This window comes from Brevibacillus fortis (genome assembly GCF_046196545.1).
Classification (GTDB): Bacteria; Bacillota; Bacilli; order Brevibacillales; family Brevibacillaceae; genus Brevibacillus; species Brevibacillus fortis_A.
On sequence record NZ_CP176370.1, the window covers coordinates 185,500 to 200,000 of the forward strand.

The 14,501-nt window shown below is 48.8% G+C and carries 16 protein-coding genes; all 16 read left to right on the forward strand.

Annotation, left to right across the window (positions count from 1 at the left end; genetic code table 11):
* Positions 1 to 10: 10 nt before the first annotated feature.
* The 16 genes from ACKKE8_RS01100 to dusB all read left to right on the forward strand — a co-directional run bounded on the left by ACKKE8_RS01100 (position 11) and on the right by dusB (position 14,472).
* Positions 11 to 970 carry an ABC transporter ATP-binding protein gene (locus ACKKE8_RS01100; protein WP_409176593.1) on the forward strand — a complete coding sequence of 320 codons (960 nt, stop codon included), beginning with the start codon at positions 11 to 13 and terminating at the stop codon, positions 968 to 970.
* Positions 971 to 1,221: 251 nt separating this feature from the next.
* Entirely contained in the window at positions 1,222 to 2,166 is a 945-nt protein-coding gene (locus tag ACKKE8_RS01105; protein ID WP_007725227.1) for an RNA polymerase sigma factor RpoD/SigA, read from the forward strand.
* 188 nt (positions 2,167 to 2,354) lie between these two features.
* Positions 2,355 to 3,227, forward strand: coding sequence for an Hsp33 family molecular chaperone HslO (gene hslO / locus ACKKE8_RS01110; RefSeq protein WP_409176594.1), 873 nt, complete (start codon positions 2,355 to 2,357; stop codon positions 3,225 to 3,227).
* Positions 3,228 to 3,255: 28 nt separating this feature from the next.
* Positions 3,256 to 4,158, forward strand: a complete 903-nt coding sequence (locus tag ACKKE8_RS01115) for a peptidyl-prolyl cis-trans isomerase (RefSeq protein WP_409176595.1) — start codon at positions 3,256 to 3,258, stop codon at positions 4,156 to 4,158.
* A gap of 81 nt (positions 4,159 to 4,239) precedes the next feature.
* A complete protein-coding gene (gene cysK / locus ACKKE8_RS01120; protein ID WP_409176596.1) occupies positions 4,240 to 5,172 on the forward strand; it encodes a cysteine synthase A in 933 nt (310 codons plus the stop codon).
* Positions 5,173 to 5,292: 120 nt separating this feature from the next.
* On the forward strand, positions 5,293 to 6,786 hold the full coding sequence (locus tag ACKKE8_RS01125; protein ID WP_409176597.1) for an anthranilate synthase component I family protein: 1,494 nt from the start codon (positions 5,293 to 5,295) through the stop codon (positions 6,784 to 6,786).
* Positions 6,787 to 6,803: 17 nt separating this feature from the next.
* Positions 6,804 to 7,388, forward strand: coding sequence for an aminodeoxychorismate/anthranilate synthase component II (gene pabA / locus ACKKE8_RS01130; RefSeq protein ID WP_409176598.1), 585 nt, complete (start codon positions 6,804 to 6,806; stop codon positions 7,386 to 7,388).
* A 136-nt stretch (positions 7,389 to 7,524) separates the two neighbouring features.
* On the forward strand, positions 7,525 to 9,168 hold the full coding sequence (locus tag ACKKE8_RS01135; protein ID WP_409176599.1) for a PhoX family protein: 1,644 nt from the start codon (positions 7,525 to 7,527) through the stop codon (positions 9,166 to 9,168).
* 20 nt (positions 9,169 to 9,188) lie between these two features.
* Complete coding sequence (tatA, locus tag ACKKE8_RS01140) at positions 9,189 to 9,389, forward strand: twin-arginine translocase TatA/TatE family subunit (protein ID WP_017247013.1); 201 nt, start codon at positions 9,189 to 9,191, stop codon at positions 9,387 to 9,389.
* A gap of 69 nt (positions 9,390 to 9,458) precedes the next feature.
* Positions 9,459 to 10,187, forward strand: a complete 729-nt coding sequence (gene tatC / locus ACKKE8_RS01145; protein WP_409176600.1) for a twin-arginine translocase subunit TatC — start codon at positions 9,459 to 9,461, stop codon at positions 10,185 to 10,187.
* Between the two features lie 38 nt (positions 10,188 to 10,225).
* On the forward strand, positions 10,226 to 11,071 hold the full coding sequence (pabC, locus tag ACKKE8_RS01150) for an aminodeoxychorismate lyase (RefSeq protein WP_409176601.1): 846 nt from the start codon (positions 10,226 to 10,228) through the stop codon (positions 11,069 to 11,071).
* Positions 11,072 to 11,123: 52 nt separating this feature from the next.
* Positions 11,124 to 12,311: a dihydropteroate synthase gene (folP, locus tag ACKKE8_RS01155; RefSeq protein ID WP_409176602.1), complete on the forward strand. Its 1,188-nt coding sequence runs from the start codon at positions 11,124 to 11,126 to the stop codon at positions 12,309 to 12,311.
* A gap of 2 nt (positions 12,312 to 12,313) precedes the next feature.
* Entirely contained in the window at positions 12,314 to 12,685 is a 372-nt protein-coding gene (folB, locus tag ACKKE8_RS01160; RefSeq protein ID WP_409176603.1) for a dihydroneopterin aldolase, read from the forward strand.
* Positions 12,682 to 13,212: a 2-amino-4-hydroxy-6-hydroxymethyldihydropteridine diphosphokinase gene (folK, locus tag ACKKE8_RS01165; RefSeq protein WP_409176604.1), complete on the forward strand. Its 531-nt coding sequence runs from the start codon at positions 12,682 to 12,684 to the stop codon at positions 13,210 to 13,212. Before folB ends, folK begins: the two co-directional genes overlap by 4 nt.
* Positions 13,164 to 13,373 (forward strand): helix-turn-helix domain-containing protein, encoded by a 210-nt coding sequence (locus ACKKE8_RS01170; protein ID WP_047074774.1) that lies wholly within the window; start codon positions 13,164 to 13,166, stop codon positions 13,371 to 13,373. The genes folK and ACKKE8_RS01170 overlap by 49 nt, the downstream gene beginning before the upstream one ends.
* A gap of 70 nt (positions 13,374 to 13,443) precedes the next feature.
* Complete coding sequence (dusB, locus tag ACKKE8_RS01175; RefSeq protein WP_409176605.1) at positions 13,444 to 14,472, forward strand: tRNA dihydrouridine synthase DusB; 1,029 nt, start codon at positions 13,444 to 13,446, stop codon at positions 14,470 to 14,472.
* Positions 14,473 to 14,501: the final 29 nt, after the last annotated feature.

The window sequence follows — 14,501 nt, forward strand, 5'->3', positions numbered from 1 at the left end:
GAGTGGCCAGATGCAACGAAAGAAGCTGGTCCAGGTAAAGAACCTGACAAAAACCTTTACGTTGGGTAAAGGGCTCTCACTTAAGGCAGCGGACAATGTTTCCTTCGATATATACGAGGGGGAAACGTTTGGACTGGTAGGGGAATCTGGCTGCGGCAAATCGACCACAGGCCGTACAATCATCGGATTGTATCAACCGACGACAGGTGAGGTTATTTTTGACGGGCAAAACGTCCATCAGGTATCATCTGCTGAGCGGAGTAAGCTGACACGCCAAATGCAAATGATTTTTCAGGACCCGTATGCTTCTCTGAACCCTCGAATGAACATTGCAGAAATCATTTCGGAGGGCCTGTATCTGAATGGGCTATATAAAGGGAAGGAACGGATGAATCGCGTGATTGAGCTGTTGGAGATGGTTGGTTTGCAAAAAGAGCATGCCAACCGTTTCCCGCACGAGTTCAGTGGTGGTCAGCGACAGCGGATAGGGATTGCTCGGGCACTTTCCGTCAATCCTCCCTTCATCATTGCCGATGAGCCGATTTCCGCACTCGATGTTTCGGTTCAGGCACAGGTCGTTAATTTAATGAAGAAATTGCAGCAGGAACAAAAGCTGACGTATTTGTTTATCGCACATGATTTGGCGATGGTCAAGCACATCAGTGACCGTATTGGCGTCATGTATTTGGGCAATATGGTCGAGATGACCGCTAGTGAAATTCTTTACGAATCACCGAAGCATCCTTACACGCAGGCGTTGTTGTCGGCCATTCCTGTACCCGATCCCGACTTGGAGAAAAGCCGTGAGCGCACTATTATCGAAGGTGACGTTCCCAGTCCGATCAATCCACCCAGCGGCTGTGTGTTCCGTACGCGCTGTCCGGTAGCCAAAGCAGTATGCGCCGAAAAGAAGCCCATCTGGCAGGAAGTGGACACCAACCACTTCGTCGCCTGTCACTTGTATCAGTAGTCTTCAATTTTATCAGAAGATTCGACATTGTCTTTTTGCCATCCTTCGTTAATGGGGATGGCTTTTTCTTCATAAACTTTTAACTCTAACTTATGAAAGGGCTTTCATCAACCATTCAGAGAGGAGAACTGTTAATATTCTGTTAACTGGCAGGAATTGAACAGGTTTTGTCGAAATACGGATACAGTAAAACATTCCGTGACTCACCTACTTCATCGTGAACTTCCATTCCAGAGAAGTGAGGGTTGCATATGACTCTGAGTACCTCCTCGTTCCATTCAACTCCCCGTCGCTGGCGGGAAGTGGAGACACAGTTGGGGATTGTTGTCCCTAGATCGCTTCGATCGGACACTTCTGCTCTACTGTTTTTGGAAAGCGTCGCTGCAACACCCATGTTGGACAAAGAAGAAGAGCTTGCTTGCCTGATTCGCTATCAAAGGGATGACGATCTTGAAGCACGTGAAACGATTGTGCGCGCCTATTTACGATACGTAGTTAGTACCGCTTTGCGCCATTTGAAAAGAGGGATGCCGTTCCTGGATTTGATTCAGGAGGGCACGATAGGTTTGTTTACCGCGATTGACAAATTTGATGTGGGACGTGGCGTGCGTCTCTATCATTACTCACACTGGTGGATCTCTCAAGCGATCACCCGAGCCATCAACGACAAAGCAACTTTGATTCGCATTCCTGTCCACATGCATGAGCAGATTCGCCAGTATCAGAAGCAAGTACTACATCTCGTCCATGCTTTGAACCGTACGCCAGATCGGCAGGAGATTGCCGTACTTTTGGATATTCCATTAGAAAAGGTGGAGGCCATCGAACTGGCTCTAATGATGAAGATGGAATCCATCGACGCTGAGCTGGATAGTGAGAAATGGCAGGCTTGGCATGAAGACGAGAGCTTGAGCTACGCTGAAATCATGGATGATGGGTTGTCCTCTCTGGATGACTGGATTGAAAAGGTAGACCTTCGCTCGCAAATGCGTGCAGCGTTGGAGCGACTTAGTCCCCGCGCCCAAGAAATTATCTCCATGCGTTATGGTCTCTATGATGATCAAGTGTATACGCTGGAGGAAGTGGGGAAAATGTTCGGTCTTACCCGTGAGCGTATTCGCCAAATTGAAGCGACGACGATTGACCGATTGCGAACGCAAAAAGCTTCACACGTATTAAAAGATTATTTAACTTAACATAGGATTTGGTTATTTCGGCCCCTCTTCGTACAGAGGGGTTTTTTCTGTCAGAAATGCTCGAATTCACAAAGTGTCAGACTCACAGTGGGAGAGGCGTAGTCTTTTTCTCCTTGTGGTAAACTGGTAAGATAGCTTCATGATTTTTTCGCTATTTAAAGAGGTAGTTTGAAAAGGAGGATCGCTACATGGGCGATTATATGATAAGAGCAACTGGTTTTAATGGGCATGTTCGTGCATTTGCCGCGCGCACGACAGAATCTGTCGAAGATATGCGTCGTCGTCACGACATGTGGAATACAGCGACAGCAGCAGCGGGACGTACGCTGACCATTACCTTGATGATGGGCGCTATGTTAAAAGGAAACGAGAGCCTCCATGTCAAAGTAAAAGGAGGCGGACCAATCGGGCAGATCATGGCGGAAGCAAACGCACATGGTGAAGGAATCGCGTATGTTTCCAACCCGCATGTCCACTTTGAGCTAAACGATAAAGGTAAGCTCGATGTAGCGCGTGCAGTGGGAACAGAGGGGTTTGTGTACGTAACGAAAGATCTCGGTCTCAAGGAGCCGTATCAAGGCAGTGCGCCGATCGTCTCTGGTGAGATTGGGGAAGACTTCACTTATTATTTCGTGATGTCCGAGCAAACGCCTTCAGCAGTAGGTGTGGGTGTATTGGTTAATCCTGAGGACCGTTCTGTTTTGGCTGCGGGTGGATTCATTCTTCAGCTGTTGCCGAATACGCCAGAAGAGGTTGTAGCAGCAATTGAAGAACGTTTGGGGCAGCTTCCGCAGGTTTCTCGCATGATTGGCGAAGGCTTGACTCCTGAAGAGATTTTGGCCCGCGTATTGGATGAGCCAAAAATCCTAAGCCGCACAGAGATTCAATTTAGCTGCAAATGTACAGCGGATAAGGTTGTTCAGGCACTGATCAGCATGGGACGCGAAGAAATGGAAGGTCTGATTGAGGAACAGGGCGAAGCAGAGGTACACTGTCATTTCTGTAATGAACGTTACCATTATGACAGATCCGCGTTGGAAGACATCCTGAAAGACATGTAAGCGCGGCGTCAAGTAGGGGAGTGTTGGCATGACCAACGTAAAAGGGTTGTGGGCATTCATTGGGGCGCTTGTATTGTTGCTGCTTGCCGTTACCTGGGCATGGTACCAGGCATCAGGCAAGCTGCAGCCTGCCGCCATCGTAGGGGATAAGACGATTAGCAACGATGAGTATGTAACGGCGCTGAAACAAAAGTTCGGTAAGCAAGTGCTAAACGACATGATTAATCGGGAAGTCGTTTTTCAAGAAGCGAAGCGATCCGGCATCACGGTTGATCAGAAACAGCTGGAGCAAGAGCTTTCCCAGATTCGCGACAGTTATGGCAGTCGGACAGACAGCGAGTTTGAGGCTGCGCTGTTAAAACAAGCGGGAACGACCGTGGAAGCCCTGAAGCAGGAGATTTCTTACCAAATCCTGCTGCAAACCCTGGCAACGAAGGACATGACCATCAAGGATGAAGAATTGCTAAACGTCTACAATAGCCGATCTGACCGTTATACCCGACCAATGCAGATGCGTTTAGGACAAATCGTTGTGGCTTCCCAAAAAGAAGCGGAACAAGTTTTGGCTGATTTAAAAAACGGGGCCGACTTTCAGACGATTGCCAAAGAGCGTTCGATTGATGCGGATACAGCTGTGAACGGTGGCGATGTAGGTTGGGTTTCCCTCAAGGATAATCGATTGCCTGACGAGGCAAAGCCCATTGTAGAAAAGCTGGAGAAGGACAAATATAGCGAAGCGATCAAAATAGAAGATCAATACGTCATTTACCAACTGACAGAGCGCAGGGAAGCCAGTCAACGGACATTTGAAGAGGTAAAAGATGAGCTGCGCCGAGAGATCGCATTTGCCCAGGTCGAGTCGCTGGATGTCGTGCTGGAGCGATTGCGAAAATCGGTAGGGGTCCAGATTTCTGGGCAAATGCCTCATTGACCAAATAGGCTACCGTTGATATAATTATGTCAATAAATCCTAGCGTTTTACTCGGTTATAAAAATAGGAGGGGCAGAACATATGCGCGTGGCTAATTCCATTACCGATTTGATTGGATTTACTCCGCTTGTAAAGCTAAATCGTGTTGTCACCGAAGATATTGCAGACATTTACTTGAAGCTGGAGTTCTTCAACCCGGGCAGCAGTGTAAAAGACCGAATTGCGTTGTCGATGATTGAGGCAGCAGAGGCAGATGGAAGTCTGAAACCGGGTGATACTATCATTGAACCTACGAGCGGAAATACCGGTATTGGACTCGCGATGGTTGCTGCTGCAAAAGGATATCGTGCTATTCTGGTCATGCCAGAGACGATGAGTATTGAGCGACGCAATCTGTTGCGTGCGTATGGTGCGGAGCTGGTTCTCACACCAGGCAGCGAAGGGATGGGCGGAGCTATTCGCAAAGCGGAAGAGCTGGCGAAAGAAGATAGCTCGTATTTCATTCCGCAACAGTTTAAAAACCTGGCAAACCCGGCCATTCACCGTGAGACAACTGCTCGTGAGCTGTTGGACCAAGCCAAGGAAATTGGCGGCGTAGATGCGTTTATTTCCGGTATCGGTACAGGCGGAACGATTACAGGTGTAGGTCAGGTTCTACGTGAACACTATCCGAATGTACAAATCGTGGCTGTTGAGCCTGCGGCTTCACCAGTTTTGTCTGGCGGCAAACCAGGTCCACATAAGATCCAAGGTATCGGGGCTGGCTTTGTTCCAGAGATTCTCGATACACAAATTTACGACGAAATCATTAAGGTAGAAAACGAGGACGCTTTTGAAACTGCGCGTCGTGTTGCGCGTCAGGAAGGTATTCTCGGCGGGATTTCGTCTGGAGCAGCGATCCATGCAGCTCTGCAAGTAGCAGCGAAGCTCGGCAAAGGCAAAAAGGTGATCGTTGTCATTCCTTCGAATGGGGAGCGTTATTTGTCCACGCCTCTGTATCAGTTCGAAGATTAATTGTAAAAAGATACCGCAAGACCACGGAGCGCCACGTTGGCGACGTGGTCTTTTCTTTTTGTGTCAGGCAACTATATAATGAACGGATAAATAGTGAAAACCGGAGCGTGAAGAGGAAGAATGTTCCCTACCTTTGCTGATTGCCAGACGTATGCCTTATCTTATCCGTTAGTTCCCCTCGCCCTGCGTAAACCGTGGTCTTCGACGATTGATCCGTGGCAGGTGCTCACAAAACTACAGCCTTCTCTCCAAAATGCTGTCCTCTTGGAAAGTGGACGAGCTGGGCGGTATACCTTTTTGGCATATGAGCCTATCGCTACGCTGCGCAGTCAGCGAGGAGAAACCATCGTTTCGTACCCGGAAGGGAAAATCGAGGGCATAGAGAGTCACAACCCATTGAATGCTTTACGAGAGCTGCTCTCTCGTTACCGTACGCCTGTGCTTCCAAGTATGCCAGATTTTGCTGGAGGTGCCGTAGGCTATATCAGCTATGAGATGAACCGCTTTTTTGAGCCAAGCTTGCCACAGATAGCGACTGACGACTTACAGTTGCCAGACCTGTATGTTATGATAATGCAAGACCTTCTTGTCTTTGATCATGAGACCCGAGAGATCATTTGCCTGACGCATTTGAGCGCGGACAATTTGACCGAAGAGAGCTATCGACAAGCTGCACTCCACCTGGAAAAACGCATGGACTTGATTGCTTCATTGGCAATGGATCGCGATGAGACAGATTGGGAAGCTTTGCGAAAAAGACCGCTTGCCAAGCTAGTGCCAGCGTCCGTATCCTTTGCCAAAGACCAATTCGAGGATGCCGTTCGTCGGGTGCAGGAGTACATTGCCCAGGGGGATGTTTTTCAGGTCAATCTGTCGGTACGGCAAAGCAAGCCCGTGCAGGTGACAGCCCCAGAAGTGTACGATGTGCTTCGCAAGCTGAATCCGTCTCCTTATATGGGCTATCTGAGCTTCCCAGAATTTCAGTTGGTTAGTGCCTCGCCAGAGCTACTTGTAAAGGTTAAAGGCAAGGAAGTGCATACGCGTCCGATCGCCGGAACACGTCCGCGTGGATTAACGGACGAGCAAGACGATGCATTGGCACGTGAGCTGATTGATAATGAAAAGGAACGTGCAGAGCATGTCATGCTGGTTGATCTGGAACGCAATGACATGGGCCGTGTCTGCCGTTTTGGCAGTGTGGAGGTCAGCGAATTTATGGTCGTGGAGAAATATTCCCACGTCATGCATATCGTCTCTCACGTCAAAGGAGAGCTGGCAGCAGGCAAGGATGCGCTTGATGCGATCGAAGCGACTTTTCCGGGAGGAACGATCACCGGAGCGCCAAAGGTTCGCACGATGGAAATCATCGAGGAGCTGGAGCCCGTCAAGCGAGGCGTGTATACGGGATCAATTGGCTGGTTTGGCTTCAATGGTGATATCGAGGTCAACATTGCCATCCGCACCATGGTGATCAAGGATGGCGTAGCTCATGTGCAGGCTGGAGCGGGTATCGTGATTGACTCGGTTCCAGAGGCTGAGTATGCCGAGTCATTGAAAAAGGCAGAAGCGTTGTGGAAAGCACTTGAGTTGAGCGAGCAGAGAACGATGAGTTGAGAGGAGATGAGTGTACGATGATTTTGATGATTGATAACTACGATTCCTTTACCTACAATTTGGTGCAGTATGTGGGAGAGCTTGGGGAAGAGCTGCAAGTGTATCGCAATGACAAAATGACACTGGAAGAAATCGAACGGTTGGCACCTGATTATTTGATGGTGTCTCCAGGACCGTGCACGCCAAATGAAGCGGGGATCAGCATGGATGCGATCCGCCATTTTGCCGGAAAAATTCCGATTTTGGGTGTTTGCTTGGGCCATCAGTCCATAGGGCAAGTGTTTGGCGGAAAAGTCATTCGGGCCGAGCGCTTGATGCACGGAAAAACGTCGGAAGTTTTCCATGATGGCAAAACCATCTTTCAGGACATCCCTTCCCCTTTTACGGCTGCACGCTACCATTCCTTGATTATTGAGGAAGCGTCGATACCGAGTGAGTTGGAAGTAACCGCCCGGACAGCCGAAGGTGAAATTATGGCTGTGCGCCATCGGGAGTACCCAATCGAAGGCGTTCAGTTCCACCCTGAATCGATTATTACCGAGCACGGAAAGCAATTACTGAAGAACTTCCTTACCGCATACGCGCGCCATACGACAGGTTAACGTATAGATACGACAGGAAAACCGCCTTTTTACGAGGGCGGTTTTTTATTTACATACTCTTTATATAACATTCATGGTTCCTCGATATACGGCTTGTACAATGAAATCGAAGAAGGCAAAAAAGGAGAGATAGTAAATGGATGTAAATCGTCGACAGTTTTTGACTTATCTTGGAGTAGGGACAGCGGCGTTGGCTTCGGTGGCAACGGGAATTCCTGCCCTGGCAGCTGGTAATACCCTATCAGGAAAAACGGCCGATCATCTGTTTGGTCTCGATACAAAGAAGCATAACTTCAATCCGAAATTCAAAGAAATTCATCCGACTACAAAAGACGATGTTGTACTGCCGGACGGTTTTAAATACGATGTAGTGGCGTCTTATGGAGATAAAATCAATGCAGCAGGAGATACCTTCGGGTTCAACAACGACTTCACCTGTTTCCTGCCAATCGAAGGCAAGTCCGATCATGGCCTCTTGTGGGTAAATCACGAATATTTAGGTGAGTTGGAATATTACGTAAACGGTTATGACTATCTGAATGCTGATTCTGAGGACAACAAACGTACCCCTGCACAAATCGAAAAATACTTGTATGCACTGGGCGGTTCCATTATTGAAATCAAAAAAGAAAATGGCACATGGAAGCTTGTTTCCGATTCCAAATATGGTCGTCGGGTAAGCGGGCTGACCAAGCATGTGCTGACGGGTCCAGCAGCTTCCATTGCTAAAGAAGTAACCGGAACATTTGCGAACTGCTCCGGCGGCGTGACGATGTGGAATACAATTCTTTCCTGCGAGGAAAACTACATGGACGTCGTCGGCGATTGCAAGCTGCCTGAAGCCGAGCATTATGGCTGGGTTGTTGAGGTAGATCCATTTGATCCAAAATCGACTCCGAAAAAGCATACAGCGCTGGGCAGATTCTCCCACGAAAACACGGCAATGGTTCTGGCTCCGACTGGACAACTGGTCGTTTACATGGGGGATGATGCGAAAGACCAATACGTGTATAAGTATGTATCCAAAGGCAAGTACGATCCGAAGGCAGGGAAAAACAATTCCAAGCTACTGGAAGAGGGTACACTGTACGTTGCCAACTTTGGTAAGGGCAAGTGGATTGCGTTGGATTTCGCAACAAACGAAGCACTGAAAAAAGCAGTCGATGCAGATGGCAAACCGATGTTTGCTTCTCAGGCTGATGTGCTTCTCAACTGCCGCAATGCATCCAAAGCGGTAGGGGCTACCCCGATGGATCGCCCAGAAGACCTGGAAGTGCATCCGATTGATGGTTCCGTCTTCATTGCCTTGACCAACAACGACAAGCATGGCAACTTCTATGGACAAATCGTTCGTCTGTTCGAGAATGACAACAACCATGCAGGCTTGGAGTTTACGTTTGAGATTTTTGCAGCAGGCGGACCACAAAGCGGTTTTGCTGCACCAGACAACATGGCTTTCGACAGCGCGGGTAACCTGTGGATCGTGACAGATATCTCGTCCTCGTCGATGAACAGCGGCATTTATAAATCCTTTGGAAACAATGGTGTGTTTTTCATTCCAACAACGGGTAACAACAAAGGAGAAGCTGCACAATTCGCCTCCGCTCCAGTAGGTGCTGAAATGACAGGCCCTTGGTTCACCCCTGATGAAAAAACACTGTTCCTGGCGGTGCAGCATCCAGGTGAAAACCTGAAGTCGTATGACAAGCCAACCAGCCACTGGCCTAAAGGCGGAAATGCAGTAGCCATGCCGAGCGTGATTGCTATTACAGGTTTCTAGGACAAGGAGTGTAACAGATTATGCTGTCGAGCATCGGTATTCCTGGATTAATTCTGATCCTGATCATTGCTTTGGTGATTTTCGGGCCGAGTAAGCTGCCAGAAATCGGTCGTGCTTTTGGACGAACCTTGACCGAATTTAAAACCGCAGCAAAAGATTTGACCAAAGACGATGATGAAAAAGAGAAGGCTCCAGAAGAAGCGTTGAAACGAATCAACTAATCCAGCCTGAGTGAAGGCGGTGCGTACACGAGACGCACTGCCTTTTTCCGCGCATGAGGAGGAGTTCGAGTGAGCAAAGAGATGCCTATACTTGAGCATGTTACAGACCTGCGCCGCAGAATTCTGATTGTGTTGTCCGTTCTTGTTGTCAGTATGGTTATCTGCTTTTTGTTTGTGGATCATATTTATTTGGCATTAGCGAATCATTCAGGGGAAAAGCTAGCGATTCTTGGGCCGGGAGATATCCTGTCGATCTATGTGAAGCTGGCCGCAGTCGGTGCACTTGCGATCACAATTCCGGTTGCCGCTTATCAAGTTTGGCGCTTTGTGGTGCCCGCATTGGAAGAAAGAGAGCGAAAAGTGGCGCTCATGTATATCCCGGCTCTATTCTTGCTATTTATTTTCGGGCTTTCCTTCGCCTACTTTGTGCTCTTTCCGATGATGTATAAATTTGTGTTGGGGCTATCCAACGGGAATTTTGAGCTAGTCATTACAGCGAATGATTACTTCACCTTTATGCTCAATCTGTGCCTGCCGTTTGGGTTGCTTTTCGAACTACCGGTGATTGTTTTGTTTTTGAGCCATTTAGGGATTCTCAACCCGCATCGTTTGGCAAAAATGCGCAAGCCGGCCTATCTGGTGCTCGCAATCATCTCGATTACGATTACGCCGCCTGATTTTCTTTCCGATATTATGGTAATTGTGCCACTCATCGTTTTATATGAAATCTCTATTACTATCTCGCGTTTCGTACACGGCAAACGCTCGGGGGAAACGGCACTTTCTTCGGAAATGTGATATGATGCTCTCGACTATATTATCGGGAGAGAGCGCAGATGCACGTTTACGTAAACGGGACGATTTGTCCGGCTCATGAGGCTACAGTATCGGTATTGGACCACGGGTTTTTGTACGGTATTGGTTTGTTTGAAACGTTACGTGTATACGACCGCAAGCTATTTTTATGGGATGCTCATTACGCCCGGCTTTGTTCCGGGCTTTTTGCGTTGCAGATTCAACCTGCTTGGACAAAGGAAGAGCTGGCTGAAGCCATCTTGATGACCATAGATGCCAATGAGTTGCGTGATGCTTACGTCCGCTTGAGTATTACGGCTGGGGCAGAAGGAGTGGGCTTAGTAGCAGGGGGGTACGAGCGTCCGTGCTTATTCGTATTTGCCAAACCCGTAGCACCTCTAGCAGTACCTCCTCCGCCAAAAAGATTGCAGACATTGATGCTGGCTAGACAGACAGCAGAAGGCCAGCAGCGCTTTAAATCGCACAATTACTTAAACAATGCGCTTGCACGTCAAGAACTCGGCGCCCGTCCCGATGTGGAAGGTCTATTTTTGACGCATGATGGCTTCGTGGCTGAAGGAATTGTGAGCAATGTCTTCTGGGTCAAGAACGGCCAGTTGTTTACCCCTACTATTGATACGGGCATTCTTGATGGTGTGACGCGGCGACATGTTTTGACTTTGGCAAAGCAATTATCGATGCCTGTCGAAGAAGGGCGATATCGCTTGGAAGATCTGCTCAACGCCGATGAAGTCTTTACGACAAATTCCGTGCAAGAGATCGTTCCGATTACCGAAATTGACGGTCATTGCGTCCCTTCGACATATGGTACATATTCGTGCGAACTGCACCGCGCCTACCGTCAGTCTGTAGCGGCTAGCGAGTAAATTATGGTATGCTACTATTCAATGTGCGAAGACGGAATAAGGGAGTTTGATCATGAAATACAATTCATTTCGAATCCATGCTGCGACCTTCGCTGAGCTGGTATCGGAGCTTGTCAAAAGGGGTGTTCCTGTTGCGGAAGCGGAGCGCATGGCGGAAGCGGGGACGAGCCTGAAGATTCACACGGAAAACATAAGTGTGGCTGTAGCAGAGAGTGTGAGTGAGATTATGCACTCTTTCGATGCGGAAGCCATTATTTCAGACCAACCAGGTACTGCCGACAAGAAATACGCGCTGTTGTTGGCTTCACACAAGCAGATGGATTTGGCGTTGGATCATATGAAAACCCAAACAGAAGAACTACGAGCATTGGCGGCAGAGGTACGGGACGTTTTAGCTATGCCTGCCAAGCTTCGTGCGCGCCGCGAACTGAACTGTGGCCAGTACGTCCTGCCACTGGGAGAGCGTACGCTAGTTATGGGCATTTTGAATGTGACACCTGATTCATTCTCGGATGGTGGTCGCTATGTCGATGTGGAAGCAGCACTGGCACAAGCACGTGCGATGGTTGAGGCCGGAGCTGACCTGATTGATATCGGGGGAGAATCGACACGACCGGGGTCGGAAGCAGTCGATGAAGCAACAGAGCTGGACAGAGTGCTGCCAATCATTCGGATTCTTTCGCAGGAATTGTCTGTTCCGTTGTCGATTGACACATACAAAGCGGCGGTTGCAGAACGGGCCATTTTGGAAGGGGCACATATCATTAATGATGTATGGGGAGCAAAGCGTGACCCACGGATGGCAGAGGTAGCTGCTCGTCTCGACGTGCCCATTATCCTGATGCACAATCGCGAGGACACGGACTATCACGACTTTTTCCCAAACTATATCAAAGACCTGCGTGAGTCATTACAGATCGCCTTGCAGGCAGGGGTAAAACAGGAGCGAATCATCCTTGATCCGGGGATCGGGTTTGTAAGGACTGTCGAGCAAAATCTCGAAACGATGCGCAGGCTGGATGATCTGGTAGGGCTAGGCTATCCCGTTCTACTTGCCACTTCACGCAAGCGGATGATCGGTCATGTTCTTGACTTGCCAGTAGATGAACGTGTCGAAGGTACCGCAGCGACAGTTGCCCTTGGGGCGGCAAAAGGCTGTCATATGGTACGGGTGCATGATGTCAAAGAAATGAAGCGCGTTACGAAGATGATGGACGCGATGCTAAAAGGGGGCATTTAACCTTGGATAAAATCTACTTCAATGGCATGTCTTTTTACGGATATCACGGTGTGTTTGGAGCAGAGGCCGAGCTGGGCCAGCGGTTTTATGTCGATCTGGAGCTATCGCTCGATTTATCCAAAGCCGGAGCAAGTGACAATCTTCACGACACAGTCAATTACGCCGATATCTTTACTTGTGTGCAAAAAATTGTCGAGGGTGAACGATTTCAGCTGGTAGAAAAACTGACCGCTGTGATAGCAGAACGGCTACTTGCGCAATTCCCTTTGCATGAAGTCAAAGCAAAAGTGACCAAGCCGAATCCGCCGATCAATGGGCATTACGAGTCGGTTGCGATTGAGATGATCCGTAGAAGAGAGGATTTTGCTTCATGACAGTTTGTGCGTATTTGGCGCTAGGCTCCAATCTCGGGGATCGGGTACTGAACTTGCGCCAGGCGATTCAGAGATTGAACGAGCAACCTGGAATTCGCGTGCTTCGTGTCTCCTCTGTTTATGAGACTGATCCATTTGGTAACGTCGAACAAGATGCATTTCTGAATATGGTGATCGCTGTGGAAACAGAACAAAGCCCGGATCAGCTGTTAGAGACGGCTTTGTCAGTAGAGCGAGAGCTGGGTCGTGTGCGAACGGTTCGATGGGGACCGCGCACGATTGATATTGACTTACTGTTGTACGGGACATCTCGTGTTTCGCAAGACAATCTCATGATTCCTCATCCCGGGCTGAGCGAGCGTGCTTTTGTACTCGTGCCGCTTCGAGACGTTTGGGAAGGCGGCGTTTTACCTGAGCATAACCAGACCATCGATCATTATCTTTCCTTATTGGTAGAAGATCACAAGGGGGTACGTGAGTGGGGAGCAATCAATTGGGAAATCGAATCCGGTCCTTCCGAAAGCTAAAAGGGTATACGCAACAGTCCCTTTCGGAAAAGATGGGAGTGTCACTGTCGTTTGTTGGATCATTAGAGAGAGGAACTCGTACGCCAACAGAGCCTGTATTACGTAAGATCGCCAGCACTTTACAGGTGGACTACGATGAATTATGTGCTATAAATAAGTGATGTAATGAAGTTTGGATAGGATTGTCCTCTCCAAGACCCCGACTAATCGGGAATAAGGAGGCGAAAATAGATGAAAATCGGCAATATTGAATTAAAGAACAACGTAGTTCTCGCTCCAATGGCAGGTGTCTGTAATCCTGCTTTTCGTCTGATTGCCAAGGAGTTCGGTACTGGATTGGTTTGCGCCGAGATGGTAAGCGACAAGGGCATCGTGCACGGAAACAAAAAAACCATAGATATGCTGTTTGTCGACGAACGCGAAAAACCACTAAGTTTGCAGATTTTTGGTGGAGACAAGGAAACCTTAGTGAGTGCGGCGAAATATGTAGACCAGCATACGAATGCGGATATCATTGATATCAACATGGGCTGTCCTGTGCCGAAAATTACGAGCTGTGATGCAGGTGCGCGTCTGTTGCTCAATCCAGATAAAATCTACGAAGTCGTATCTGCTGTGGTCGATGCGGTCGACAAGCCGGTTACCGTGAAGATGAGATTGGGTTGGGACGAAGATCATCTGTACGTACTGGATAATGCCAAGGCAGTAGAACGTGCAGGCGGCAAAGCGGTTGCTGTTCATGGACGTACCCGCGTACAAATGTACAAGGGGCAAGCTGACTGGGAGTGGATCCGTCGCGTGAAGGAAACCGTTTCGATTCCGGTGATCGGAAACGGGGATGTCGCTACTCCTGAGGATGCGAGACGTATGCTGGATACAACGGGCTGCGATGGTGTTATGATTGGACGCGCTGCGCTCGGAAATCCGTGGATGCTGTATCGTACCATTCAATACCTGACAACGGGCGAGCTTGGTCCAGAGCCAACCGCACGTGAAAAGATGAATATTTGTTTATTGCATGCAGAGCGTTTAATCGCGTTGAAGGGTCCGAGAGTGGGAGTCCTTGAGATGCGCAAGCACGCGGCGTATTACTTGAAAGGCTTGAAGGGCTCGACGCACACGAAAAATCTCGTGAATGCGGTTGAGACAGAAGAGGAGCTTCGTCGCGTCCTCATGAACTATGTCGACTGGATCGAAAACTACGCAGATGACAGTGAAGAACCGCTGGAAACAGCGCGTGATGAGGCTGTCAGCTACTAAAATTGGTGGTTCATTCCAGACATTGACAA